The organism is Ruminococcus flavefaciens (assembly GCF_900108555.1).
Lineage (GTDB): Bacteria > Bacillota > Clostridia > Oscillospirales > Ruminococcaceae > Ruminococcus > Ruminococcus flavefaciens_P.
On the sequence record NZ_FNWV01000006.1, the window covers coordinates 122,153 to 148,323 of the forward strand.

At 42.7% G+C, this 26,171-nt stretch carries 22 protein-coding genes; 17 read left to right on the forward strand and 5 right to left on the reverse strand.

The window, feature by feature from the left end:
- The first annotated feature begins 133 nt into the window (after positions 1-133).
- From BLW60_RS09725 to BLW60_RS09735, 3 genes are all read left to right on the forward strand, one after another.
- Positions 134-2,896, forward strand: a complete 2,763-nt coding sequence (locus tag BLW60_RS09725) for a rhamnogalacturonan lyase family protein (protein WP_175460918.1) — start codon at positions 134-136, stop codon at positions 2,894-2,896.
- Between the two features lie 251 nt (positions 2,897-3,147).
- Positions 3,148-3,939: a class I SAM-dependent methyltransferase gene (locus BLW60_RS09730; RefSeq protein ID WP_074716844.1), complete on the forward strand. Its 792-nt coding sequence runs from the start codon at positions 3,148-3,150 to the stop codon at positions 3,937-3,939.
- Between the two features lie 61 nt (positions 3,940-4,000).
- The gene (locus BLW60_RS09735; protein WP_074716846.1) at positions 4,001-4,711 is read left to right on the forward strand and encodes a hypothetical protein; all 711 of its coding nucleotides are present in this window, start codon (positions 4,001-4,003) and stop codon (positions 4,709-4,711) included.
- 37 nt (positions 4,712-4,748) lie between these two features.
- On the opposite strand, the gene BLW60_RS09740 is transcribed toward BLW60_RS09735, so the two are convergent.
- Positions 4,749-5,276, reverse strand: coding sequence for a nitroreductase (locus BLW60_RS09740; RefSeq protein WP_074716848.1), 528 nt, complete (start codon positions 5,274-5,276; stop codon positions 4,749-4,751).
- Positions 5,277-5,465: 189 nt separating this feature from the next.
- Here BLW60_RS09740 and BLW60_RS09745 point away from each other — a divergent pair, with 189 nt between their 5' ends.
- The gene (locus BLW60_RS09745) at positions 5,466-5,924 is read left to right on the forward strand and encodes a GNAT family N-acetyltransferase (RefSeq protein ID WP_074716850.1); all 459 of its coding nucleotides are present in this window, start codon (positions 5,466-5,468) and stop codon (positions 5,922-5,924) included.
- Positions 5,925-6,064: 140 nt separating this feature from the next.
- Here the strand turns inward: BLW60_RS09745 and BLW60_RS09750 are convergent, their stop codons facing one another.
- Together BLW60_RS09750 and BLW60_RS09755 are read right to left on the reverse strand one after the other, a co-directional pair.
- Positions 6,065-7,654: a DUF1653 domain-containing protein gene (locus BLW60_RS09750; protein ID WP_081348196.1), complete on the reverse strand. Its 1,590-nt coding sequence runs from the start codon at positions 7,652-7,654 to the stop codon at positions 6,065-6,067.
- A gap of 18 nt (positions 7,655-7,672) precedes the next feature.
- A complete protein-coding gene (locus BLW60_RS09755; protein ID WP_074716852.1) occupies positions 7,673-8,275 on the reverse strand; it encodes an HD domain-containing protein in 603 nt (200 codons plus the stop codon).
- 394 nt (positions 8,276-8,669) lie between these two features.
- Between BLW60_RS09755 and guaA the strand changes: the two genes are divergently transcribed.
- Complete coding sequence (guaA, locus tag BLW60_RS09760) at positions 8,670-10,223, forward strand: glutamine-hydrolyzing GMP synthase (protein ID WP_074716854.1); 1,554 nt, start codon at positions 8,670-8,672, stop codon at positions 10,221-10,223.
- Between the two features lie 70 nt (positions 10,224-10,293).
- On the opposite strand, the gene BLW60_RS09765 is transcribed toward guaA, so the two are convergent.
- The gene (locus BLW60_RS09765; protein ID WP_074716856.1) at positions 10,294-11,607 is read right to left on the reverse strand and encodes a GH25 family lysozyme; all 1,314 of its coding nucleotides are present in this window, start codon (positions 11,605-11,607) and stop codon (positions 10,294-10,296) included.
- A gap of 443 nt (positions 11,608-12,050) precedes the next feature.
- On the opposite strand from BLW60_RS09765, the gene BLW60_RS09770 reads away from it, so the two are divergent.
- Together BLW60_RS09770 and BLW60_RS09775 are read left to right on the forward strand one after the other, a co-directional pair.
- Positions 12,051-12,809 carry an amidohydrolase family protein gene (locus BLW60_RS09770; RefSeq protein WP_074716857.1) on the forward strand — a complete coding sequence of 253 codons (759 nt, stop codon included), beginning with the start codon at positions 12,051-12,053 and terminating at the stop codon, positions 12,807-12,809.
- Positions 12,810-12,990: 181 nt separating this feature from the next.
- Positions 12,991-14,070 carry a hypothetical protein gene (locus BLW60_RS09775; protein WP_074716859.1) on the forward strand — a complete coding sequence of 360 codons (1,080 nt, stop codon included), beginning with the start codon at positions 12,991-12,993 and terminating at the stop codon, positions 14,068-14,070.
- A gap of 49 nt (positions 14,071-14,119) precedes the next feature.
- Here the strand turns inward: BLW60_RS09775 and BLW60_RS09780 are convergent, their stop codons facing one another.
- Positions 14,120-14,905 (reverse strand): AraC family transcriptional regulator, encoded by a 786-nt coding sequence (locus BLW60_RS09780; protein WP_242872864.1) that lies wholly within the window; start codon positions 14,903-14,905, stop codon positions 14,120-14,122.
- 335 nt (positions 14,906-15,240) lie between these two features.
- Between BLW60_RS09780 and BLW60_RS09785 the strand changes: the two genes are divergently transcribed.
- The 10 genes from BLW60_RS09785 (at position 15,241) to BLW60_RS09830 (ending at position 26,171) form a co-directional block, all read left to right on the forward strand.
- Positions 15,241-16,662 carry a GGDEF domain-containing protein gene (locus BLW60_RS09785; RefSeq protein ID WP_074716863.1) on the forward strand — a complete coding sequence of 474 codons (1,422 nt, stop codon included), beginning with the start codon at positions 15,241-15,243 and terminating at the stop codon, positions 16,660-16,662.
- A 177-nt stretch (positions 16,663-16,839) separates the two neighbouring features.
- Positions 16,840-17,229 (forward strand): VanZ family protein, encoded by a 390-nt coding sequence (locus tag BLW60_RS09790; protein ID WP_207645933.1) that lies wholly within the window; start codon positions 16,840-16,842, stop codon positions 17,227-17,229.
- Positions 17,230-17,754: 525 nt separating this feature from the next.
- A complete protein-coding gene (locus tag BLW60_RS09795; RefSeq protein ID WP_074716867.1) occupies positions 17,755-18,957 on the forward strand; it encodes a DegT/DnrJ/EryC1/StrS family aminotransferase in 1,203 nt (400 codons plus the stop codon).
- 32 nt (positions 18,958-18,989) lie between these two features.
- Positions 18,990-19,652 carry a sugar transferase gene (locus tag BLW60_RS09800; protein WP_431768014.1) on the forward strand — a complete coding sequence of 221 codons (663 nt, stop codon included), beginning with the start codon at positions 18,990-18,992 and terminating at the stop codon, positions 19,650-19,652.
- 12 nt (positions 19,653-19,664) lie between these two features.
- Positions 19,665-20,270, forward strand: coding sequence for a GNAT family N-acetyltransferase (locus BLW60_RS09805; protein ID WP_074716871.1), 606 nt, complete (start codon positions 19,665-19,667; stop codon positions 20,268-20,270).
- Position 20,271: 1 nt separating this feature from the next.
- Positions 20,272-21,399: a glycosyltransferase family 4 protein gene (locus tag BLW60_RS09810; protein ID WP_074716873.1), complete on the forward strand. Its 1,128-nt coding sequence runs from the start codon at positions 20,272-20,274 to the stop codon at positions 21,397-21,399.
- Positions 21,400-21,729: 330 nt separating this feature from the next.
- Positions 21,730-22,575, forward strand: coding sequence for a hypothetical protein (locus tag BLW60_RS09815; protein ID WP_139283400.1), 846 nt, complete (start codon positions 21,730-21,732; stop codon positions 22,573-22,575).
- Complete coding sequence (locus tag BLW60_RS09820; RefSeq protein WP_175460919.1) at positions 22,568-23,506, forward strand: glycosyltransferase; 939 nt, start codon at positions 22,568-22,570, stop codon at positions 23,504-23,506. The genes BLW60_RS09815 and BLW60_RS09820 overlap by 8 nt, the downstream gene beginning before the upstream one ends.
- Complete coding sequence (locus BLW60_RS09825) at positions 23,503-24,957, forward strand: lipopolysaccharide biosynthesis protein (RefSeq protein WP_074716880.1); 1,455 nt, start codon at positions 23,503-23,505, stop codon at positions 24,955-24,957. The genes BLW60_RS09820 and BLW60_RS09825 overlap by 4 nt, the downstream gene beginning before the upstream one ends.
- Positions 24,954-26,171 carry an ATP-grasp domain-containing protein gene (locus tag BLW60_RS09830; protein WP_074716882.1) on the forward strand — a complete coding sequence of 406 codons (1,218 nt, stop codon included), beginning with the start codon at positions 24,954-24,956 and terminating at the stop codon, positions 26,169-26,171. The genes BLW60_RS09825 and BLW60_RS09830 overlap by 4 nt, the downstream gene beginning before the upstream one ends.

Below are 26,171 nucleotides of genomic sequence, written 5' to 3' on the forward strand. Positions count from 1 at the left end.
ATAAGCACATTTGTGGGGTAAAATCGCAGAAAAAAGAGACAATAAATCATTGCCAAATCGTGAACAAAATAGTATAATATAATTGATATGGGACATTATGTCCAAAAAATATAAATCATTGGGGGAATAAACAATGAATTTTAAATTAAAGAAAATTGCAGCCGCTGCTGCCTCTCTGGCAGTGGCTGTAAGCTCGAACCTCAGTATCAGCGCACCTCTCAAAGCTGATGCAGCCTATGGTAACGGCGGAAACGGTTCGGCTATCATGGAGTACCTTGACCGCGGTATCTACGCTATCAAGTCGGGCAACGGTATGTTCATAAGCTGGCGTTTCAATGCAAACGACAATGACAATGCGGAGTTCCAGTTATTCCGCGACGACACTCTCATTTACACGAGCAAGGCAGGCGAAGCTACAAACTACTGGGACTCACAGGGCAATTCAAGCTCAAAGTACCGCGTTGACACCCTCGTTAACGGCAATGTGGTAAGCTCAGAGGATTGCCGCTTTACCTCGGGTGCGAATTACTTCGACATACCTCTTGATGTCCCGAGAGGCGGGACTATCAACGGCGAGGCTTATACCTACTCGCCCAATGACTGCTGCGTGGGAGATGTTGACGGTGACGGACAGTACGAGATATTCGTAAAGTGGGATCCTTCAAACTCCAAGGATAATTCTCAGACACACAATCCCGACAAGGGCATACAGGGCTTTACCGGAAATGTGTATATCGACTGCTATACCCTTACGGGCAAGAAGCTGTGGCGTATAGACATGGGCAGAAATATCCGCGCAGGTCAGCACTACACACAGATGGCTGTGGCGGACTTCGACTGCGACGGAAAGGCTGAGCTTGTAACAAAGACCTGTGACGGTACTGTTGATGGTACAGGCAAGGTCATCGGAAATGCCAATGCAAACTATGTTAACGATGCAGGTACTATCCTTACAGGTCCCGAGTATATGACCCTCTTTGAGGGCGCAACAGGTAGGGCTCTTGATACTATTGATTTCCCTGTTCCGAGAGGCGATGCTACAAGCAATACAGCCAAGTCTACATGGGGCGACAACTACGGAAACCGCTGCGAGCGCTACAACTGCGCTATCGCTTATCTTGACGGAGTTCATCCCTCTGTTGTTTACGGCAGAGGCTACTATACAAGACTTACCCTTTCGGCTGTTGACGTTGTTAACGGAAAGCTTTCAAAGAAGTGGGTATTCGATACAGGATTTGACAAGAGCAACCCTGCTTACGGCTGCGGAAACCACAACGTAATGGTTGCAGACTTCGATAATGACGGCAGACAGGAAGTCTGCATGGGCGCAAGCTGTATCGACGATAACGGAAAGCTTCTCTGGTCAACAAAGCAGATGCACGGCGATGCTATGCACGTAGGCGACCTTGACCCCAATCACGAGGGAATAGAAGTGTTTATCTGCCATGAGGACGGCAATTACGGTATATCTCTTGTTGACGGCAGAAACGGTCAGATAATCTGGCACTACGACGGCGATAAGGATACAGGACGCTGCTGCGCAGACAATATCGTTGCAGGCAACAGCGGTGCTGAGTTCTGGGGCTCAAGACCTGCTAATGCAGTATTTGACGTGTCAGGCAAGCAGATAGGCAACAAATGGCCTGCCACAAACTTCCTTATCCACTGGGACGGCGATTTGGAGCGTGAGCTTCTTGATGATATCACCATTACAGACGGTGCGGCAATAAACAACTATCCTGTAATATTTACAGCTAATGGCTGTGCTTCAAATAACGGTACAAAGGCAGTTCCTTGTCTTACAGCAGACCTCTTCGGCGACTGGCGTGAGGAGCTTATCCTGAGAACTGAGGATAACTCAAAGCTCCGCGTATGGTGTACAAATACCGAGACAAAGTACCGCATAACAACTCTTATGCACGATATGCAGTACCGTATGCAGTGCGGCTGTCAGCAGTCCTCATACAATCAGCCTCCGCATACAAGCTTCTATCTGGGCACAGAGGCACAGCTCCCTACAAGACCTAACGTTAAGCTGAACAATACTCCTCCTGAGCCTGTAAACGGCAAGCTTGTGAAGAACTTCCTCGTTAAGGACAGTGCTAACTCGGGCGCATGGAAGCTTATGGAGTCAAACACTACAGGCGGTGCTATCTACGGCGACAGAGACTTTACTTATACCTCACTTGCATCTGAGCTTCAGAACTGCGAGTACATTATGACAGCCTGCAATTCAAAGAATACAGACGCTGACCTTGCTGAGTTCACAACAGGTGACAAGTGCGAGGTATATGTCCTCGTTGATACAAGAGAAGAAGCTGCAAATTCAGTACCGTCATGGCTCAGCAGCTACACAAGAACTGATCTTACAGCAGCTTCAAGCAACGGAGTTGATTTTGTGGCTTACAAAAAGGAGTTTGAAGCAGGTCAGAAGGTGGTCCTCGGCACAAACGGAATGACAGGAAATGTTATAAACTATGCTGTATTCGTTAAAGAGCCTGCTGTAGTTACCACAACGACAACTACTACCACCACGACTACAACGACTACTACAACTACAACGACCACAGAGACAACAACTTCAACTACTACAACGACTGTTACAACTACAGAGCCTGTAACTACAACTACAAACGGCGATGTGACTGTAACTGTATGGGGCGATGCAAACTGTGACGGTGATGTAGATATGTCCGATATCGTTCTGATAATGCAAAGCCTTGCAAATCCTAACAAGTACGGTGAAGGCGGTTCAGAGGCATCAGCTATCACAGCTCAGGGTAAGGCTAATGCTGATGTTGATATCAGCAGTAAGGGCATTACCTCAAACGATGCGCTGAGGATACAGGAGTTCCTGCTCAGTAAGATCACAAGCCTTGATCCTACAGTAAAATAACGATAAATGAGCTGCATGATATTTCGTGCAGCTCATTTTTAATACGCCTATGTACTTGACAAATCGGGAGAAAACTGTTATTATAAAAGGTAATAGATAACAGGGGATATGCTCCTCATAATAGAGGGGAGCAGTTTGCGGAGCAACGATCGTCTGATTGTACGAAATGTTATGTCTGCACTGTGATCTATGGTTATGTTTTTATACGATCGTAATAAGTCATGGTTTTCGTTATAAAAGGAGTTTGCAGTATGGAAATAATCAATGATAAGATCGACAGCGGAAAAGCATTTGACTTTGGACGGACATCAAAAGGATATGCAAAATATCGTGACATTTACCCAAAGGAATTCTATAAAAAGCTTGTGGACTGCGGCGTTGGCGTAAGCGGTCAGAAATGTCTTGATCTTGGTACGGGAACAGGTGTTATACCGCGTAATATGTATCAGTACGGAGCAGAATGGACAGGTACGGATATATCCGAAAACCAGATAGCTCAGGCTGATCTTCTTGCAAGAGCAAATAAGATGAATATTGATTTTAAGGTGGTATCTGCGGAAAATCTGGATTTTCCCGATGAAAGCTTCGATATCATTACAGCCTGTCAGTGCTTCTGGTATTTCGATACAAAGGAGCTTGCACCAAAGCTTGCGAAAATGCTTAAAAAGGACGGCAGACTTGTTGTTATGCAAATGGCTTGGCTTCCTGATGAGGACAGGATAGCAGGACTCAGCGAAAAGCTGGTCCTGGAGTATAATCCCGAGTGGTCAGGCGGCGGCTGGACTCGTCAGCCAGTTAATATCTCAGATGATGTTTTGAATTCATTTGACGTAGTGTACAGAGCAGGGTATGACCTTAATGTGCATTTTACAAGAGAGAGCTGGAACGGAAGAATGAAGACCTGCCGCGGTATCGGAGCTTCACTTTCCGAGGCTGAGATAGCAGCGTGGGATCGCGAACACAGAGCTCTTCTTGCACTAACAGCTCCCGAGGAGTTCGATGTGCTCCATTATGCTGCAATTGCGATACTGAAAAAGAAATAAAGCCGAGGGGAAAGGCGATCACTTAGTCCTAATATATGATATAAGGACCAAGGAGAAAAATATGAAAAGATTTTTTGCAGGCTTAATGTCTGTAATGGTTATTGGTGCGGCTTTGACAGGCTGCGCCGAAAAGAAAAATAATGACAAAGTATCTGTTGCTGCCGAAGATACGGAAGAAAGCGCTGCTGTCCTGACTTCGGAAGAGATAGCAAAATATGTTGAAAAAGGTGCAGATATAAACGGCTTTGAGAAGTATGAAGATGCTGCTGATCAGTTCATAAATGCAGTCAGAGAACGCGATATCTCACGGCTTAAAGATGTTTTCTTCATAAGAGATGAAGAACAGTACATCATGCCCATAGATCAGGGGATGTTTGGCTTGTTATACAAGCAGGCGGTTGCTCTTATGAGTGAACCCGATTATGAAGTGGACTATGCAAAAGTGACAGGCGATTATATTGCCGAAGATCTTCAGACTGCCGATGATATAGCGAATATGTACTATGTTTACAGCAGTATAAATAAAGAGGTCACAGGCGGAGATAAGGAGCTCTCAGACGATGAGAGGGAGATAGTATCACAGAAGATACAGGCATTTGATTTCGATTTTACGAATATCGAGAGACCTGTCAGCGTTACAGAGGGAAAGTATTATGAGGTCGGACTTAAAAAAGGCGATGATCTTATTACCATGCTGTTTTCACTTTATAAGGTAAACGATGAAAAGTGGCTGATACAGACCGCTGAATGTAACAGAAAAATCGCTGAATAAATGAAAAAGCGATCCGAGTAGTCGGACCGCTTTACTTTTAGTCAATGAAGAAAATTCTGTCAGGAAGACGTTCCGGAATGGGCTCGGGTGGAACATCAGGTATTCCAAGTGCAAGATGACCGATGCCGATATAATCGCCTTTGAGACCTACTTTATCAAGTATCTCCTTGCCGAGGTCGCTTTCCATTTCCTCTTTTGCACGGTGTATCCAGCAGCTTCCCAGTCCAAGCTCCTGAGCCTTCAGCATCATATTTCCGATACTCAGACTTCCGTCGTATACCGCAGTAGGTATATCCTTCGGTGCAATTACAAGAATGATAATAGGTGCGCCGTAGAACGGATCAAAGTCACCTTCCCAGCCGCCTATCTTTCTGTTTTCCTCAGCAATAGTATCACGAAGCTCTTTATTTGTGATCGAAATTAATATAGGAGCCTGTTTACCTCTGCCCGAAGCAGCGTAAATACCTGCTTCCAATACCTCGTCAATAAGATTTTTTGACGGGAGCAATGATGAAAATTTGCGAACGCTTCTGCGTTCTTTGATTATTTTTGTAAGCTTGCTCATTATACGCTCCTCCTAAGCTTTTCAAGATACATACATTATAACATATAGCTTAGAAAAAATCAACATTTTTCGTGAAATTTTTGGCATTATTTTATGATTATGATAATAATTGTATAAAAAATAGCATATCCCTGCTATGGAAGCGTTTGCTGTGAAGTTCAAAATATAAATGAAAGGAAGTTCGATAAAATGAATATATATAAGGCTAAGATTGAAGATCTTGCGATAGTCAAAGCGATAGCTCACAGTGCGATAAATGCAGTATATCCTCATTATTATCCTTTGGGAGCAGTTGAGTTCTTTCTTGCTCATCACAGTGATGAACATATTCTGAGGGATATTGAAAAAGGCATAGTTTTTCTTCTGAAAGATGACAATGAAAATACTGTGGGAACTGTTACGGTGGCTGAAAACGAAATGACAAGGCTTTTCGTACTTCCTCAATATCATGGAAAAGGCTATGGCGGCAGGCTGATAAGATTTGCAGAGGAGAAGATAGCTGAGAAATACGATACTGTAAAGCTTGATGCTTCACTTCCTGCGAAGTCCATATATCTCAAAAAAGGATACAGCTTCGTAAGCTATCACAGCATAGATTGCGGCAGCGGAGATAAGCTCTGTTACGATGAGATGACAAAGAGAGTATAAAAGCCGTTAGCCTAATGTAGGGGAGGCGTTCCCTACAATTTATATTAGCAATAAAAAGGTCAAGCCCCGAGACTTTGTCTCGGGGCTGAACTTCTTTATGAGTACCGCTGTTATACATCAGCGGCTTTTATTATTCGCTGTCAGTCAAGCTTTGTAAATCGCCTGGCATCTCCTGCTTTACCAATGAACATCGACTTCGGACGTGCCCATACTTCGCCGTCCTTGAGCGACTTGTATATAACGAGCTCTTCCATAGTCTCGGTATGACGTGCTACGGCAAGGAGCTCATACTCATTGCCCTTGAAGTGGCGGTATTTTGCGCCGATCTCGATCTCTGTATCTTTGTCTACAGGAGCTTCCTCGTGCTCTGGCTCGTTATTGACGATATCGTCTGCAACGATTATCATTGAAGAATACGGAGCCATGCGTACATGAGCGTTGGAGTTTTCAACGCTTATAGGAGAAGCTGTAAAGACATCTACCAGTCCAGAAAGATGAGTCTGGAAATTGAGGTCATACTCGCGGTCTGCAAGATTAAGAGCGATGTATACTGTCTGATCTCCCAACACCTTTTTGAAGAGGAGCTGCTGATTTGTTATGACAATACGCTCATAGCTGCCGTTTCTTACAGCAGGGTAAGCACGGTAGATACGACCAAGCTTGACGATATGCTTGTAAAGGGAAACATTTCCATGCTCTGCCATATCATTCAGGTGGAGACACGGGCGGAGGTTATCGTCGGAATTGTTTTCCTTTCTGCCTTCTATGCCGTATTCACTTCCGTAGTAAATAGACGGGATACCGGGCATTGTGTACATAAGAGTATATACCAGCGGCAGGTGAGCGTTATTGCTGAGAGTGCTTGCGAGACGGTTTACATCGTGATTATCGACGAAGTTGTAAAGGTCGATATTGCGATAGATACCGCCGTTAGCACCTGACTGCCTGTTGATAGAATAGTCTATCTCAAAGTAGTTCTTATCGTTATGTGATGACCAGAGTCCCTTGTAGCACTCATAGTTTGTAACAGAGTCCAGCATCTCAGGGTTAGCCCAGCGGTTGTAGTCACCGTGGATTATCTCGCCCATGAGCCAGAAATCGGGCTTTTTGCCCTTGCAGAAGCTTCTTACCCTCTTGATGAACTCAAAGTCAAGGCAATCGGCTGCATCAAAGCGGATACCGTCAATGCCGAAGGACTCTATCCAGTAATTGATCGCGTCTATGATATGGTCGCATACGCCCGGATTGCGGAGATTGAGCTTTACAAGGTTGTAATGACCGTTCCAGCCCTCATACCAGAACGGATCGCCGCATGGGCTGGGACCGCCGAAATTAAGGTTCTGGAACCAGTCACAGTACTGTGAAGCCTGTCCTTTTTCCTGTATATCAACGAACTGTGGGAACTTTCTGCCTACATGATTGAAAACGCCGTCAAGGATAACTCTTATGCCGTTTTCGTGAAGTCTGTCGCATATAAAGCGGAAGGAATTATTATCGCCAAGACGTTTGTCTATCTTCTTGTAATCAATAGTGTCGTAGCCATGCTCAACGGACTCAAAAACAGGTCCGAAGTAAACTGCGTCAACGTTCATCTCCTTTAAATGGGGTATCCATTCCAGCACCTTGTCAAGACGATAGATAACATCTTCGCTGCCGTCGTTGAACTTAGGTGCGCCACAAAATCCGAGAGGATATATGTGGTAGATTATGGCGTTATCATACCAGTTCATAATCAAAACTCCTTACATTTATTTATTTGAGCCTTCCATAAAGTAGGATGCTTCCATATCGGCCACGTTCAGTGCCAGAGCGAGTGGGTACATTTCAAGTGCCCTGCCGATAGTGCCTCTTTCTTCGGTACCTCCGTATGAAAAGCCCATGTGATATCGTATTGCAAAAGCCTCCTCACGGGTAAGTCGGTTTTCACCGTAAAAAAATCCCGAGAGTATGTATACCGATTTTTCACCATGACCGTATGGAAGAGTGTCATTTATAGCGTAAAACGGTACTTTTTCCCATTGACCTGTTTCGTCGTTCTTTTTGTTTCTCATTTCTACGGTATAGAAATTGACCTTGCAGACATCGTGGAGAAGTGCCACAAGTGCAATGGTCTCCTCTGAGTAGTCCATACCGTAAAGTTCTTTGGTGCGTGGGCGTGAAAGATAGTCCTTGAGGCAGTGGTAAACGTTGAGACTGTGTTCAACAAGACCGCCCTCATGGGAACCGTGGAAACGTGTACTGCTGGGAGCAGTAAAGAAGTCGCTTTTTTCAAGGTATTCCAGAAGCTTATCAGCCCCCTCGCGGTGTATATTTTCTTTATATATCGAGATGAATTCTTCTTTTGGTGTCATATACGATACTCCTTACAATACTATATAAATATTATACCACAAATTGCAATTAAATTCAATAGGCATATATAATTTTTTTATTAATTATCACTATAATTGGTGCAACCGATTTATATCGGGTGAAAAAACAGCAGGAAAGACTTGAAATTTTCTTTGAAATATGGCATAATTAAAACATGGTTTTATGCTATGCATAAAGTTGAGAGTTGAGAATTGAGAGTTGAAAGTTGATGTGTTCGCTTCACTCACGTTATTTAAATAAGTCGCTTTTATAACTTTATAACTGATAACTCTAAACTCTCAACTCTTAACTGTATCAAACTTTTGCTATGCGAAAGTTTGATACGTAAATACGGTGTCCGCTGCCGTAAAGCGGAAGTTAAGGAGGAAAAATATGTCTAACCAGCTTTGTATCGTTCTTGATTTCGGCGGTCAGTACAATCAGCTCATCGCACGAAGAGTACGTGAGTGCGGTGTATACTGCGAGATAAAACGATTTGATACTCCTATAAGTGAGATAAAGGCTATGAAGCCTGCCGCTATCATATTCACAGGCGGTCCCAACAGTGTTTACGATCCTGCATCTCCGCATATATCAAAGGAGATATTTGAGATAGGTGTGCCTATCCTCGGAATTTGCTACGGCTGCCAGTTAATGGCTTATACTCTCGGCGGCAAGGTTGAAAGCTGCGAAAAGAGCGAATACGGCAAGATCGAGATAGATCAGAATACAGACAGTCTTATATTTGAAAATGTTCCCGAAAAGAGCGTTGTATGGATGAGCCATACAGACTTTGTAAGTAAGCTCCCCGAGGGCTTCAGCGTTACGGCAAAGTCTGCGGACTGTCCATGTGCTGCTTTTGAAGCTCCTGAGAGAAAGCTCTATGCTGTACAGTTCCACCCCGAGGTAACTCACAGTGAGTACGGAAAGCAGATACTCCATAACTTCCTCTACAATGTCTGTGGCTGCACAGGCGACTGGGTAATGGACGACTTTATCGAGAATACAGTCAAGAAGCTCCGCGAGCAGATCGGCGACAAGAAGGTAATCCTCGGACTTTCGGGCGGTGTCGATTCATCAGTCGCAGCAGGACTTCTCAGCCGTGCAGTGGGCAAGCAGCTCACCTGCGTTTTCGTAGATCAGGGACTCATGCGCAAGGACGAGGGAGACTTCGTTGAAGAGACCTTCACAAAGCTTTTTGATATGAATTTCGTCCGCGTAAACTGCAAGGATCAGTTCCTTGCTGCGCTCAAAGGCGTTACTGATCCCGAGCAGAAGAGAAAGATAATAGGTACAGAGTTTTACAATGTGTTCTGGAATAAGATAAGAGAGCAGGGAACAGACGGCTTCTTTGCACAGGGTACTATATATCCCGACCGTATCGAGTCGGGCAGAGGAAATCAGGCAGGTCACGGCAGCACAGCCGTTATCAAGACTCACCATAATATGGTAAAAATGCCTGATGATATCAAGTTCGCAGGTACTATCGAGCCTCTTGCAGACCTTTTCAAGGACGAAGTAAGAGCTGTTGGTGAAAAGCTCGGAATCCCACATGATCTCGTATGGAGACAGCCGTTCCCGGGTCCAGGACTTGGAGTTCGTATAATCGGCGAGATCACAGAGGAAAAGATAAAGGTATTACAGGAAGCAGATGCTGTATTCCGTGATGAGATACGCAAGAGCGGTATAGAGGAGCAGCTAAAGCAGTTCTTTGCAGTTCTTCCTGACGTGCGTACAGTAGGCGTTATGGGCGACCACCGTACATACGAACACCTCATTGCTATCCGTGCGGTAACTACCGACGACTTCATGACTGCTGACTGGGCAAGAATACCATACGATGTACTTGCTAAGGTATCAAACCGTCTCTGCAACGAAGTTGAGCACGTTAACAGAGTAGTGTACGATATCACTTCAAAGCCTCCGGGAACTGTGGAATGGCTTTGATCTGAGAAGCAAATCTTAAATAAAAATAAGAGCTATCTGATTTATTAAAAATCGGATAGCTCTTTTTAATTCAGTTTATAGGCTGGTTGAGGTACTGTATATCCATATCCACATCGCCGTTTATACCTGGGATATGACCGTATGCACTTGCCTGCCAGATAGCGTACTCGCCGTCGTAGTCGGTCTCGTCAACGAAATGAGCCAGCCATACAGGAGTTGAACTCTTAGTCCTTTCGCTCCAGATATTATTCAGGAAGTTCTTGCTGCTGTAGAGCATAGGCTTGTAGCCGTTTTTAGTGACTTCATCAGCGAATGCGGCGTAGATATCGTTGATATCGTGTATGCTCATGCCGTACTTCTGGAAGTTTGTGAACTCCTCCCAGTCAAAGACTATAGGCATTTCAAGGCTCTGACCGTCAAGCTGGTCGATTATCCAGCGTACGTGTTCGCGGACACCTTCCTCGGTGTTGTCGGTGGTGTAGAAATACACTCCCACATCGAGACCTGCGGCTTTGGCGTTTTCCAGGTTCTGGCGGAAATAATCGTCAAGAGTTATCTGGCTGTAGTAATAGCCAACGCGGATAATTACGAAGCTGCACCCTGCATCGCGTACTGCGTTGAAGTCAACATCGCTCTGCCATACCGAAACATCTATGCCGAAGCGTACATCGTCGGTGTTGTAGGTATTGATAAAGTCGCTGTAATTCACGCGGGGATTGTTGTCAACGGGCTTGGGGACTTCGTTTAGCACATTTATGTTAAGGTCCCACGAAACAGAGTTGCCTGAGCTGTCTGTAACGGTGGCGGTGATAGGATATGAACCTACAGCATTGGGGTCTACCTCGCCCTCATAGGTGAGGACGGGGTGCTTGTCAAAGTTATCGGCAAATCCCACGTAATTATTGAGGTCAAAGTCAGTGCCGACCTTGTGATTTGGAGTCCAGCCTGCATTGATTATCAGCGGATCTGTGGTATCAATAACGCTGTACTGGAGCTTCTGTTTGAATTCTGCTCCTTTGTAGATATAAGGCACTTCAACTTCAAAAACGCCTGTGTCTGATGTGTTGAGCAATACAGAACCGTCTTTTAAGTCAACGTTCTTTTCGGTTATGAAGTCCTCAAGCTTGATATCCTCGTATACTTCAACAGTATCACGGCAGTTCATAACGAGGTCTTTTGGGGGATCGACCTTTGCAGTCGTTGTGACTGTGGTCGTAGTTTTTTTAGCTGTAGTTGTAGTCTTTGCGGTAGTTGAAGAAACTGTCGAAGTTGTGGTGGCAGAGTCTGTCTTGGCATCGTTATTGCTGCTGTTTGCTTTTTTATCGCCGCAGCCTGTAAGCAGGCAGGCAGCAAATACAGTAGTTAATATATATTTTAATTTCATATTGTTCCTTTCGATATATTTTAATAATTAATATATATTTATTATAACATATATATTTTGAAATAGCAACAACCGCGGCGTAATAGTTCATGTACAGTGATATTTTGACGCGAAAAAAGGGTGCAGCGTCACGCTGCTTATAGCATATAAAATTTGAAATAGCAACGATAAACTTGACTTTATATGCATATTGTGCTATGATAAAAGCATAAACAAGGCGATAATACCGAAGAGGAAGTGATACTCCCGAAGTTATGGCTGCTGCATGAGCAGTAAGCGTATGTGTCGGAAAGTGCGGACGATCAAAATTTAATGCAACACAGGCTGCGGAAGCGGTCTTGTTCGTTATGCAAATTGATCGCTCTGCAAATATATGGGAATGTGCCGCAGAGTGATCTGCGGTTTTTATTTTTTCACGCCTTGTTTACGAAAGGAGTATTACTATGATAATTGATTCACATCTTCATCTTCCCGTGGACTTTCCCGACTTTCCCTCAAAGAAAGCAGCACTGCTTAATGAGCTGAAAAGGAACGGAGTTGACCGCGGTATCGTTATTGCCGACTCTGAACTCGAAAGCGTTATCGGTTCTGTGCGCGACTGCGCAGAGCTTTTTGAAGGCAGCGATATTATAAGCATTATCGCAGGGATAAGTCCGAATTTTGAATATGATTCACAGCTCGGTTACTGCCGCGAATTGCTTGAACGCAAGTGCATAGCGGGACTTAAAGTTTACACGGGACACGAGGAGCTTTACTGCACAGACTCATGCCTTGCGCCTGTTTATGACCTTGCGGCTGAGTATAATGTACCAGTGCTTTTTCACAGCGGCTGGGACAATGCTCATTATGCCGCACCGAAGCTTCTCAAAGAGCTTGCAGACAGTCGTCCTCATAATGTTTTTGTGTATTGTCACTGCTATTATCCTAAGCTTGATGAGTGCTTTGAGGTGCTTGGGAAATGTCATAACGTATATTTTGATACCTCGTCAGTGGCAGATGATGAAAAGCTGCTGCCGCAGATAAAGTCAGCACTTGAAAAGGCGATACATGAAATGCCGAGGCGGTTTATATTCGGTTCTGATTTCGGAAGCTGCTTGCAAAGTGTGCATTTAAGCTTAGCTGAAAGTCTTGATATATCAGATGAAGAAAGGGAACTGTTCATGCACGGAAATGCCGAAAGAGTATATAAGCTGCGCAGATAAAAACGGCAGTTTTTCGCCGCGAGTGTTGCTATTTTAAGAATTATATGTTATAAGCGGGGAGCCCCGCTCCCTTTTTCACGTTATAACTAATTGTCAGGCAATTTTTTTGCCGCGTCTGTTGCTATTTTAGGCATTATATGTTATAATTCAGTATTGAAAATACTTTAGGGAGGCGAAAAAAGTGTCGCCTGATGAAAAATACGATGTATTCATGTGCTGTCGGCTGACGGATGAAAACAACTTTACCACTCCCGACAGGGAATATGCTGACGAGATATACGATCAGCTGACCATAGAGGGTGTCAATGTGTATTATGCACCTGTTACCGAAGCAAATGAAGAAACTGCAATAGCAGAAGCAAAGGTGTATCTTGTAATAGCTTCTGATGAGGAAAGCTTTTATGCTGAACCGTTCAGGAGCGAATGGGGGAGGTGTACTGCCGAGGCTCGCAGGAATTCCGAAAAGAGCGTTATAACCTGCGTTAAGGGTATAGGTACTCAGCAGATACCGCAGGAGCTCCTTGACAATATGGTAAGGGACATATCGAGGATAGACTTCCTTACGGAGCTTATCAGAAGCGTTAAAAAGCTTACAGAGAGCAGTGACGAGGTGGGTATCAGTACACCGCCCGAAAAGCTGCTGCGAAGGATAGAGGATTTCCTTCAAGCCGAGGACTTTGAAGCTGCTGCGGAATATTGCCGTCTTATAAAAGAGGCTTCCCCTCAGAACTGGCAGGCTTATTATTATTTATTCCTTGCGGACAGAGGGCTGCGCGGTGAGAATGATCTCTTCCTTGACGAGGTAATTGACGGCTTTGCCTGTGAATATGCAGAACGCTACGGAGCTGATGTTTCCGATGATGATTACTTCCGCAGTACTTTTGCAGAGATACTCGGAAATGATATGCGCAGGGCTTTGGAGTATTCCTCTGGTGAGGACAGGGTAAGGCTCGCAACATTGTATGAAAGATTTGTAAGCGCAGTGCAGGACGCAGTTTTCGCTATCGAGCAGAATGAGATAGACGGAGAAGAAAAAAAGGAGCTTGAAAAGCTCCGTATAAAGCATCAGCATGAACAGTCTGAAAGGGCAGCCGTAAAGCTGAAAAAGCAGCAGATACGCACACGCTTGCTGACATATACGGCGGTGATACTCGTCTGTCTGGCAGTTCTTGCAATAAAATTCGGCTTTAAATGGGCGATAGCTCTTATTGTAGTCGTAGCCGTTATAACTGTGATCTGTATCGCAGGACTTGAACAATAAAAAAACGCCTTTCATGGAGCATCTTTTCAGATGCTCCATGAGGGCGTATTTATTTTTCTTCTGTTTGTCTGAACTGAAGGGGAGTCAGTCCGTAAAAGCTTCCGAAGAGCTTTACAAAGTATGAGGTGTTGCCGTAACCTACGTTTATACCTACTGTCTTGACTGACATATCCGTGGTTTTAAGAAGCTCGGCAGCCTTATTGAGTCTGCTTGTTATAACGTCCTTGTTGACACTTACACCGAAAGTTTCGGTATAAAGATGCTGAAAGCGTGAGCGGCTCAGTGAGAGCTCCTTAGCCATATCGTCAATGGAATAATCTCTGCCCGGCCAGCGGTATATCGACTTTCTTATCCAGAGAAGCTTTTCGGAGTATATTCCTTCGGGACGGTCGAGATTTGCTTCCTTCTGCATAAGCTTTTCCGATATCTTGTACATAAGGAGACGGAAATAGAGATCAATAGCCTTTTCCCTGAAAGGATCGGAGGAGTAGTGCTCGAAGCACATACTGCGCATCATTGAGGACATATCGGTTATGTCTGATATATCAACAGGACGGTCAAGTGGGATATTGAGCTCATTGAGCATTTCCTGTTCACTTTCATCGGGCATAAAATGCATCCAGTCATCAAAATATTCATTGCTTGCAGGAAAATAATATTGCGGAGTATTTGGTCGGTATAATATAAAAGAGTGAGCGGAAGTACGTACATCTTTTCTTCCGATTTTGAAGTGCGCCGGCGTTTTTACTATCAGCAGAAGCCAGCTTTCTGTTCCGTCAGGTCTGTTTATACAGAAGCTGCGATCGTGTCTGTGATTGTAGCCGATTTCAACCATTTTCAAGTCTTTCATCCTCCAAAAGCTAAAATCATACTATTATTATAACATAGCCAAGATAACAGTGTCAATAAGAAGCAGCACGAAAGTGATATATAAATATATGATTTCCCGATAGTTGATATTAGATACACAATATGATATATATGTGTTTCCTTACTTATTATAATAGGGTGATTTTGTGAGTAGCAAAACAGCATTTATTAAAATTTTGTAAAATTCATGTTAGTGTTCAATATATTTATTGCAAAATGAGGAAACATATGGTATAATAATAACAGATACTTCTGATATTTCGATCATATAGACCAAAAGAAAGTAAGGGGGCTTCTTTTATGGATTTTCAGGCATTTGCTGACAGTATACCAACAGCGACCTGCATTATTTCTGTTGATAAATATGAAAACGGTTCTTACGGAAACATACGTATAGTTACAGGTAATCGTCCATATCTGGACAGTATAGAACGACCTGCGCAAAACGTTGAGATGCTTACAAGAAAATTCGTTCCCAACAGTGAATATACAAATTATCTTAACCGTGACCTTAATTTTGAGGATTCGGTCTACAGAGCAGCGATACAGAAGAAGTGTATCCACGCTTATGCGCATCCTGCGCGTTTCGATGTATGGTTCAATATGTCGTTCCTGCCGCTGTGTCCCGATAACGGCAATACCTGCTACTGTGCTTACATAATGGAGATAAACTTCAAGCCCGATGCAAAGCGTATGTCGAATATCTCTTCCGAGATAGCTACTGCAGTTCTCGAGACCTGTATAAAACTCAGGAGCGTTGAAAACTTTCAGGAGACTATGGATTCTATTTGCAAGGATATCCTCGATCTTTGTGATTCCGAGCATTGCTGTATCCTTATGATGGATACGGAAAAGCGCAAATGTTCAGTACTTTGTGAGGCTTTATCGAATAATACAAAGCTTGTTTCCATGAATGAGTATCTTGATGATTTTTATGATATCGCTGAAACATGGAAAGATACGATCGCAGGCAGCAACTGCCTTATCGTAAAGAACGAACATGACATGGAAGTAGTAAAAGAGCGAAATCCTGTATGGCATGAGTCAATTACAAGTGCAGGCGGGAAGACTATCGTACTGTTTCCGCTTGAATTCAAAGGCGAGCTTCTTGGATATATCTGGGCTATCAATTTCAGCGCAGATGTAGCTGATACCATAAAGGAGACGCTTGAGCTTACATCATTTATCCTTGCTTCCGAGCTTTACAGCTATCGTATGATGGACAAGCTCCATATACTCAGCTCCACCGATATGCTTACGGGAGTTATGAACCGTAACGAGATGAACAACTATATTGACGCTCTGATAAAGAAATGCTCGAAAAAGTCTGTGGGAGTTATTTTTGCTGATCTTAACGGTCTGAAAAGCGTTAATGACGATATCGGACACGAAGCAGGCGATAAGCTTCTGAAAGATGCTGCCAGCGCATTGCGCGATGTGTTCGCTGTCCACGAGATATTCAGAGCAGGCGGTGATGAGTTTACAGTTATACTTATAAATGTGACGCAAGACGAGCTGAATGAAAAGGTCGAAAAACTCAGAACAGTATCAAAGAATTACAATGATCTCGTGTTTGCTATTGGTGCATCATATGAGAGTGACGCGGTAAACGTTCGTACTGCTCTGCAAAATGCAGATAAGCTCATGTATGAGGACAAGAAACGTTACTACGACCTGCACCCCGAGAAAAAACGCGGAGTCATTGATAAAAGAAACGGTTAATTCAAAAGGCTTCTGCGGATAAGCAGGAGCCTTTTTGTGTATTTCGGTCTAAACTTGACAATAGCTGCATTAAAATGGTATAATATCGAAGAAATAATAGTCATTTAGCAAAAATGCTTTTATGAGCAGGGAGGAATACATATAATAAAGAAAACGCTATTGATCTTGCTCAGACTTTTGTCGATACCATATGGCTATCTGGTGTTGGTGGTAACGCTGCTGCACAGGCAGCCTACAGGAACTCACAATGTAAAGCCGCCATTCTGGGAGATATCTCAGCTTATCAACGGAAATGAAAAACTCCTTTTTGATATCATCGGGAATATAATGCTGCTTTTCCCATTGGGCATAGCCGTTCCGCTATGGATAAAAAAGGCTGATAACGTGAAAAAAGTGGCTCTGATAGGGGGGGCTGTGTCATTGTTTATTGAAGTCACTCAGCTGATAACTACGCGAGGCTATTTTGAGATAGACGATCTGTTCCATAATACGCTTGGTGCAGTAATGGGGGCTTTGATAGGCTGTCCGCTTGCTAAACGCATATATTCAAAAAAGAATATTAAATAAAAAATATAAACAGCTTCGTTTTCATGTAAAATGAAGCTGCTTTTTTATGGCTTGCGAAAGATGATGAAAATTTTATACTGAAACTTTTTTGTTTGTGAGTATGTTTTGGTATGTTTGGTATTACCAGATAGTATAAATTATATATATAACGTTTGTTGTAATTTTTATATAATTCCGTGCTTTAAAGCCTTGTTTCCCCAGGCTAATTCATATCGCCACAATTATTGGGGTATGTGTGAACAAATAGCAACTTTTGGAAAAAATATGCTTGGCACATTTAATATATTTAATGTTGAAACCTTTACTAATTGTGTAAGAATTGGATAATATTACTTTTAGACTTTTTTTCTCTTTACACCCCCTTGACAGGCTGTATATAAATATGATATAATTACAACGAAATTACGAAAAGTAACCTATAACTTCAATTATACTATATGTCATAACATTGCGCTTCAGAAAATACTATACTACAAAAAATTTAACGAATAATGGGAATGTTCATTTTTTTGGAGGTATATGTTTATGAAAGTTTCTTTTTCTCCGCCTGATATCTCTTTGCTTGAAATTCAAGAGGTATGCGAGGCTTTAAAATCAGGTTGGATAACAACAGGTCCTATGACCAAAAGTTTTGAAAATAATATAGCAGAAATGATCGGTGTAAATAAGGCTTGCTGTCTCAATTCTCAGACTGCCTGTGCGGAAATGGCATTAAGATTGCTTGGGGTAGGAGAGGGTGATGAAATAATAACCACCGCATATACTTATACGGCTACTGCTGCTGTTGTATGTCATGTGGGTGCAAAGCTCGTTCTTGTAGACACAATGCCTAATAGCTTTGAGATCAATTATGATGAGGTCGAAAAAGCTATAACCGATAAAACCAAGGTTATCATACCGGTTGATCTTGGCGGTGTGCCATGTAATTACGCAAGACTTTTTCAGATCGTAGAAAGTAAAAAGTCATTGTTCAGACCAGCAAACAAAATTCAGGAAGCTATCGGCCGCGTTGTCATCAGTGCTGATGCAGCTCATGCGTTCGGAGCTAAATGGCGCAATATGTATGTCGGCAATATTGCGGATTTCTCAAGCTTTAGCTTCCATGCGGTCAAAAATCTTACAACTGCCGAAGGCGGTGCACTGACATGGCGTCCGATCAATGGTATAAGCGATGAGGAAATATATCATCAGCTCCAGCTTTTCAGCCTGCACGGACAGAGCAAGGACGCTCTTGCAAAGACTAAGCTTGGTGCATGGGAATATGACATCATCGGAACCTGGTATAAATGTAATATGACTGATGTTGCTGCTGCCATCGGTCTCAAGCAGCTGGAAAGATATCCGCATATGCTTGAGTACAGACGTCAGATAATTGAGTATTATGATGAAGCTCTCAGTGAACTCGGTGTTGAGACACTTCAGCATTATACCAACGAATACACATCATCAGGTCATCTTTACTTAACAAGAGTGCCGAATATAACAAGTGAAGAAAGAAATGAGATAATCCAGCGTATGGCGGAACAGGGCATTGCAACAAACGTTCATTATAAGCCTCTTCCGATGCATACTGCTTATAAGAAGCTTGGATTTGATATCAATGATTATCCAAATGCTTATGCTCATTTCGCAAACGAGATAACTCTTCCGCTCCATACCTGTCTTACAGGAGAAATGGAAGAGTACGTAATAAGCAATTACGTCGATATCGTAAAGGAGTATATCTGATAATGCGCCGCTGGGAGGAACTTCCCGATTTTATGAGGACTGACGAAGTCAGACCTTATTGGGAGATCTTATGGAAAAAGCGTGGACATCTTGCAGTGAAGAGAATGTTCGATATCATCACTGCGGTGATACTTCTTTTATTGGCTGCGATCCCTATGATCATCATCGCGTTGATGATAAAGATCGATTCAAGAGGACCTGTTATGTACCGACAGGAAAGAGTGACTACATACGGAAAGCATTTCAGGATACATAAATTCCGCACTATGATCCAGAATGCAGATCGTGTAGGTACGGCGGTCACTGTCAGCAATGACAACAGGATCACAAGAATGGGTTCTTTACTGCGCGGATTGCGGCTCGATGAACTTCCGCAGCTCATAGATGTACTTGAGGGCAATATGAGTTTTGTGGGCACACGTCCTGAAGCGGCAAAATATGTTGAACAGTATCGTCCCGAATTCAATGCTACACTGCTTGTTCCCGCAGGAATAACAAGTGAAGCTTCTATAAGATATAAGGACGAATACAAACTTTTAAGCGTTTCAGATGACGTTGATAAAACATACGTGGAGCAGGTCCTTCCGGGAAAAATGAAATGGAACCTTAATTCCATCGAACGTTTTTCGTTTTTCCGCGAAATGTTGACCATGCTAAGAACAGTATTGGCTGTTATCGGAAAAGATTATGATTGAGGGGTTTTTCAGATGATTACCATCAGAAATATGACAGCGTCAGAGCATGAAAGCATTCGTGATTTGTCTCGGCTACATACCCGTGCTTTCCCTGAATTCTTCCTCACCCAGCTCGGTGTGGGATTTCTGGACGCTCTGTATAAAGGTTACCTCTCCGATGAGAGGTCGGGTATAATAGTTGCCGAAGACAATGGGAAGCTTGTGGGGTTTATAGCTTATTCTTATGATTATCCGAATTTCTATAAAGGGCTGATAAAAAATCATCTTTTCAAGTTTGCTTTCTGCTCTATGGGAGCAGCTATAAGGCATCCTTCATTTATCAAGCGTCTTCTTGGAGCTTTCAAGAAAAGTGATTCAGTAGTAAAGAATGAAAAATATGTTGAACTTGCATCTATATGCGTTGATCCAGACATGGGCAAAAAGGGTATAGGTTCTCAGCTTATTGATCACCTTAAAGGTATGGTCGATCTTAATAAGTTCGCATATATCAATCTTGAAACAGACGCTGTAAATAATGACGGCGTAAATCGCTTTTACAGAATGAACGGTTTCAAGCTTGCAAGAAGCTACTTCTCTTCTGAAGGAAGAAAAATGAACGAATACAGATTCGAGGGATGATATGTCGGTCAAAATGCTTTATATCCTGAATATTGCGGATAAAGTCAATAATTTCTCGTATTCTGCGATGATCGCTGCACAAAAACTAGGGATAGAGTTCTCCATAGCAGGAAACTGGAACTATCCCGATGATGCAGCAAGAAAAGCTGATGAAAAAAAATATGGTATAAAGATCTATCAGGTCGATTTTATTCGTGCTCCATACGATCCACGTAACTATAAGGCTTATCGTCAGATAAAAGCCATTATTGAGCGCGAAAAATTCGACCTGATACACTGCAATACGCCAATAGGCGGCATAGTCGGAAGATATGCCGCCAAAAAGTGCGGTGTGAAGAAGGTCATATATCAGGCTCACGGCTTCCATTTTTACAAAGGCGCACCATTTGTTAACCGCACGCTTTTCTATAATATAGAAAAGTATCTGGCAAAATATACAGATGTTCTCGTTACTATAAATAATGAAGACCTTGAAGCAGCTAAGGCTTTCAAGCTGAAAAAAGGCGGAAAGCTTTGTTATGTTCACGGAGTCGGCATTGATCTTTCGGTATACGATAATGTATCTGAGAACAGAGATAAAAAACGAGCTGAGCTCGGTCTGGATAATGATGATATAGCGGTCATCTCAGTTGGTGAGCTGAACAAGAATAAAAACAATATCGTAATAGCGCAGGCTATGTCAAAGATCAAAAACAAGCATCTGCATTATTATCTCTGCGGTGTCGGTCAGGAAGAGGAAAACATAAAAAGCTTTGCTTCCGAGCACGGTATCAAGGAGAATATCCATTTCCTCGGATACAGAAATGATGTTAAGGAGCTTTTGTCTGCCTGCGATATCTTTGTCATGCCTTCTTTCAGAGAAGGTCTGTCACGTTCACTTATGGAGGCTATGGCGTGTGGTCTCCCATGCGTTGTCTCAAAAATAAGAGGCAACACTGATCTTGTAAGAAAAGGCGGCGGATACCTTTGCGACCCCGATTCATCTGCTGAGTTTGCAGACGCACTTGGTAAGTGTCTTGCATCAGACAGAAAAGCAATGGGTGAAGCAAATCTGCTGTCTGTAAAGAGATATGATCTCAATATAGTCATAGACGAATGGGAAAAGATCTATAAAGATGTATTAATGTAAGGAATTGGTGTTATGACAAGATCGGATAATGGTGTATCATTTAGCATATCATCAGTTTGCTTTCTGATATATTTTTTATTAAAGCCGTTTTATGTTTTCGACAGCGGTACATTGCAGCCGGGAGATTTCTTCCTGCTGCTGTCCTTTGCCTTTCTGGTATATGAAAAAAAACGCGGCCTTAGAAATGATGATTACGTATTCGGAGTATTCCTCCTGTGTGTTATAACTGTAAACAGTATTTATTTTCTTATATTTCGTTCAACGTTTTTTGTAAAATCCTGTCTTTATTACGTATTCAATTATATCGTTATACTATGTTTCAGGCATTTTATGTATAACAAACCATGGCTCAATGCCCTCGGGCTTGTATGTAAAATGAACCTCCTGATACAGCTGGCGATATACCTGCTTCACAAGGGTAGCTACTGGGAAGGTACATACAGATATATGGGAACTTATACCGATCCTAATCAGTTGGGATTTGCTATAATTTCCACATTATCGATACTTTTCCTTCTCAGGGACAAATGGAAATATCTGTTTGTGCTCGTAGCCGGATTTATAATATTGCAGACATCATCGAGCGGTATGCTTATCGCACTTCTGATACTGGTGTCTCTTGACGGAATGATAATGCTGAAAAGAGCTATGGATAACGGCGGTATAAGCTATACTGTAGTATTCATTACCATACTCGGCATCGGCGGTGTTATCGCACTTATCATGCTGGACGTTATCCATATCGACTGGGATCACTTCCGAGTTTCCGATAAGCTCAGCAATAATAATTCAGTGCTTCAGAACTTTATAAATGACCGAGCACTCAATGTGGCTCAGGAACACCCCGAGTACTTCCTTTTCGGATATGGTGAGGGCTTCCAGTTCCCGAGATACGGACACAGCGAAGAGATGCATTCCACATGGATATCACTTTGCTATTATTACGGAGTTCTTCCGTTCAGTATCCTTATTGCATGGATATACACGAATGTAAGACGCATCAAGCTTGATATGGTACCCATATACTGTGCTATATTCCTTGAGGCGTTCACTCTTGTAAATCACCGCCAGGCATCATTCTGGATGATAATCCTGCTTGCCAATGTCTGCGGTCAGGACGACAGTGCTTATGAATATAATGATGAATTAGAAATTGAGGAGAATAAAAGTGTGTAATTGTTTAGTGACGGTATTTTGTCTCGCTTATAATCATGAGAAATATATCAGAACTACTTTGGAAGGCTTTGTAAAGCAAAAGACTTCTTTCAAATTTAAGATCCTTGTACACGATGATTGTTCAACAGACGGAACTCGTGAAATAATCAGGGAATATACAGAAAAATACCCCGATCTGTTTGAAACTATCCTACAGGAAGAAAACAGATATCAGAAGGGGATAGACATCGAAGATGAATATATCTTCCCGAATATCAACAGTAAGTATGTAGCTGTATGTGAGGGCGATGATTACTGGACAGATGAGAACAAGCTCCAGCTTCAGGTGGATTACATGGAAAAGCACCCTGAATGCAGTTTATGTGTTCATAATACAGAGAAGATATTTGAGGACGGCAGATCTACAGGTACATTTTTCAATACAGCTCAAAAAGATCAAGATTATATTTTTAAGGATATTGTCCTTTCTGAACCTGCGGCGTATTTCCATTTCAGTTCGTTCATGTGGAGAAATGAAACGATGAAGCGGAAAAATCCCGCTTTTTCAATGGACGGCATCGGCGACTATCCTATGGCACTGGAATTTGCTTCCGTTGGATATATCCATTACATTCCAAAGGTAATGTCGAGCTACAGACTTAATTCTATCGGTTCCTGGTCAAATAAAATGGATGCCGACAACTCGAAAAAAGTACGTCAGCATGAAAACATTATAAAGGGCTTCAAGACCATAGATGAGTATACAAAGCATAAGTATTCATCTGTTATCAATAAAGCTATCAACCGTGAAAATGCAAAGATCATGGTACTTCAGGATAAATATGGCTCTCTTCTGAAATCACCGCGGTGTATCGCTGCTCTATGCAGAACAATGACTCATAAAACAGTCAGAAAGATACATGATAAAGTTCAGGCGGTGCGCGGTAGATGAGCAGTAGGGATACAGTAGTAAAAAATCTGTTCTGGAGACTTGGAGAACGTTTCGGAGCGAAAATGGTACAATTTATTGTACAGATCGTTCTTGCGAAGATGCTTGCTCCAAAGCTCATGGGAACTATCGGACTCATTCTGGTCTTTATAGAGGTATTACAGATATTCATAGAGAGCGGACTTGGAAACGCGCTCATACAAAAGAAAGATGCTGATGACCTTGACTTTTCAAGCGTTTTCTACTTCAATTGCCTGATATGCGGTCTTGCGTATCTGCTGATGTTTTTCTCAGCACCTTTCATTGCCGATTTCTATAACAAGCCCGAGCTTACACCTATTATAAGAGTAATGAGCCTTGTGCTCATAGTATCGGGTATGAAGAATGTTCAGCAGGCATATGTCAGCAGGAACATGATGTTCAAACGCTTTTTCTTTGCAACATTGATAGGTACTATCGTTGCTGCCGTTGTGGGAATAACAATGGCTTATACAGGATTTGGATTATGGGCTATCGTAGCTCAGAACCTTGTCAATGTTACAATAGATACGATGATACTCTGGCTCACGGTAAAATGGCGTCCGAAAAGATGCTTCTCGTTCAAGCGTCTCAAATACCTTTATTCCTACGGCTGGAAGCTCTTTGCTTCATCGCTTATGGAGGTCATATACCTTAAACTCAGAAACCTCATAATAGGTAAGAGATACTCAGACGAAAGCCTTGCCTTTTACACTTACGGTGAGTATTTTCCGCAGTTTATAACGAGTATACTCAATTCCTCGTTAGACAGCGTACTGCTGCCGTCTATGGCAAAAGTACAGGACTCCCGTGAAAGTGTCAAAAACATGACAAGACGTTCCATAAAGATAGGCACTTTCCTGATGATGCCGTTCATGGTAGGTATCATGGTATGTGCAGCACCTGTAGTAAGGATAGTTCTTACAGAGGACTGGCTTCCTGTGGTGCCTTATCTGAGGATACTCTGCATTTCCTACGCTTTCATGCCTATACATACAGCAAATCTCAACGCTATAAAGGCTATCGGCAGAAGTGATACATATCTAAAGCTTGAAATTATAAAGAAGTTTGTTGACTTTGCTTCGATACTCGCTACCATGTTCATATCCGTAAAAGCTATGGTATACGGTGTGCTCGTATCATCTATCATCAGTCAGGTGATAAACGCATGGCCGAACAAAAAGCTGCTCAATTACAGCTATCTTGAGCAGGTAGTAGATATGATCCCGCAGATAATCGCATCAGCCATTATGGGCGGCGTAATATGTCTTATAAACTTTATAGACATGAATTACATTCTTATGCTGGCAATTCAGGTACCATTAGGTGTCGCAGTGTATATTCTCTGTTCAAAGTTTATGCATATCGACAGCTATGAATATCTTATGGATACTTTAAAAAGTCTGTTAAACCGAAAGAAGGATAAAAAAATATGAAGAAACTTATGATACTGGGCGGTTCAGCGTTTATATTGCCCGTTATTGAAAAGGCACACGAGCTTGGCTGCTATGTAATTACCTGTGATTATCTTCCCGATAATATAGCCCATAAGTATTCTGATGAATACTGTAATGTAAGCGTTATCGACAAGGAAGCTGTTCTTGAAGCAGCAAAGAAACATGAGATAGACGGTATCATCTCATTTGCCTGCGACCCCGGTGTTGCATCTGCTGCTTATGCAGCTGAAAAACTGGGACTTCCGTTCCAGGGACCGTATGAATCCGTAAAGATACTCCAGGATAAGGGACTTTTCCGTAAATTCCTTACAGACAACGGATTTAACTGCCCACATTCAAAGAGCTATACCGATAAAAAAGCTCCCTTCGATGATATCGACTTCTTTGACTGGCCTGTTATCGTAAAGCCTGTTGACTCAGCAGGAAGCAAGGGCGTTACAAGAGTAGATGATCCTGCAAAGCTTTCAGAAGCTATTGAGATCGCACTTGACGCAGGTCATAACGGTCACTTTATTATAGAGGATTTCATTACATTCAAGGGCTTCCACTCAGACGGTGACTTTTTCACTGTAGACGGAAAGATAGTATTCGGACCGTTCGCGGATCAGCTTTTTGACAAGGATGCAGTAAATCCTTATACTCCTGCTATGCTGATATGGCCGTGCACAATGAGTGCTGATTATGACAAGGCACTGCATGAGGACCTTCAGAGACTTATGTATACACTGAATATGAAAACAGGTATATACAATATCGAAGCCTGTGTAGGTGAGAACGGCAAGCCTTACATCATGGAGGTATCTCCCCGTGGAGGCGGCTGCCGAATAGCTGAGATACAGAATATGGCTTACGGTGAGAATGCAGACCTTATCGAGAATGAGATAAGAAAAGCTGTGGGACTTCCTCTTACCAAGATCGAAGAAGGCAAGTGCGACGGACACTGGGTACAGTTCGATCTCCATTCAACTACCGACCGTGACCGTGTGCTTAAATCTCTTACCATTGATCCCGAAGTTGAGAAGAAGTACGTTAAGTATTCTATGATAACTGCTAAAGCAGGCGATGTAGTTAAGCCTTTTACAGGAGCTAACATGACATTGGGCGATCTTTTCCTCAGATTTGATACCCGTGAGGAGCTTGATGAAACAATGGCTCGTGCAAAAGACTGGGTAATATACGAATTTGAAGATTGA

What these genes read in the sequence shown, in the direction of transcription:
- BLW60_RS09815 (WP_139283400.1), top strand. Translation starts at nt 21,730, where the DNA reads ATGTATAACAAACCATGGCTCAATGCCCTCGGGCTTGTATGTAAAATG.
- BLW60_RS09805 (WP_074716871.1), top strand. Translation starts at nt 19,665, where the DNA reads ATGATTACCATCAGAAATATGACAGCGTCAGAGCATGAAAGCATTCGT.
- BLW60_RS09730 (WP_074716844.1), top strand. Translation starts at nt 3,148, where the DNA reads ATGGAAATAATCAATGATAAGATCGACAGCGGAAAAGCATTTGACTTT.
- BLW60_RS09765 (WP_074716856.1), bottom strand. Translation starts at nt 11,607, where the DNA reads ATGAAATTAAAATATATATTAACTACTGTATTTGCTGCCTGCCTGCTT.
- BLW60_RS09750 (WP_081348196.1), bottom strand. Translation starts at nt 7,654, where the DNA reads ATGAACTGGTATGATAACGCCATAATCTACCACATATATCCTCTCGGA.
- BLW60_RS09780 (WP_242872864.1), bottom strand. Translation starts at nt 14,905, where the DNA reads ATGGTTGAAATCGGCTACAATCACAGACACGATCGCAGCTTCTGTATA.
- BLW60_RS09810 (WP_074716873.1), top strand. Translation starts at nt 20,272, where the DNA reads ATGTCGGTCAAAATGCTTTATATCCTGAATATTGCGGATAAAGTCAAT.
- BLW60_RS09725 (WP_175460918.1), top strand. Translation starts at nt 134, where the DNA reads ATGAATTTTAAATTAAAGAAAATTGCAGCCGCTGCTGCCTCTCTGGCA.
- BLW60_RS09800 (WP_431768014.1), top strand. Translation starts at nt 18,990, where the DNA reads ATGAGGACTGACGAAGTCAGACCTTATTGGGAGATCTTATGGAAAAAG.
- guaA (WP_074716854.1), top strand. Translation starts at nt 8,670, where the DNA reads ATGTCTAACCAGCTTTGTATCGTTCTTGATTTCGGCGGTCAGTACAAT.
- BLW60_RS09830 (WP_074716882.1), top strand. Translation starts at nt 24,954, where the DNA reads ATGAAGAAACTTATGATACTGGGCGGTTCAGCGTTTATATTGCCCGTT.
- BLW60_RS09755 (WP_074716852.1), bottom strand. Translation starts at nt 8,275, where the DNA reads ATGACACCAAAAGAAGAATTCATCTCGATATATAAAGAAAATATACAC.
- BLW60_RS09825 (WP_074716880.1), top strand. Translation starts at nt 23,503, where the DNA reads ATGAGCAGTAGGGATACAGTAGTAAAAAATCTGTTCTGGAGACTTGGA.
- BLW60_RS09735 (WP_074716846.1), top strand. Translation starts at nt 4,001, where the DNA reads ATGAAAAGATTTTTTGCAGGCTTAATGTCTGTAATGGTTATTGGTGCG.
- BLW60_RS09795 (WP_074716867.1), top strand. Translation starts at nt 17,755, where the DNA reads ATGAAAGTTTCTTTTTCTCCGCCTGATATCTCTTTGCTTGAAATTCAA.
- BLW60_RS09740 (WP_074716848.1), bottom strand. Translation starts at nt 5,276, where the DNA reads ATGAGCAAGCTTACAAAAATAATCAAAGAACGCAGAAGCGTTCGCAAA.
- BLW60_RS09770 (WP_074716857.1), top strand. Translation starts at nt 12,051, where the DNA reads ATGATAATTGATTCACATCTTCATCTTCCCGTGGACTTTCCCGACTTT.
- BLW60_RS09745 (WP_074716850.1), top strand. Translation starts at nt 5,466, where the DNA reads ATGAATATATATAAGGCTAAGATTGAAGATCTTGCGATAGTCAAAGCG.
- BLW60_RS09785 (WP_074716863.1), top strand. Translation starts at nt 15,241, where the DNA reads ATGGATTTTCAGGCATTTGCTGACAGTATACCAACAGCGACCTGCATT.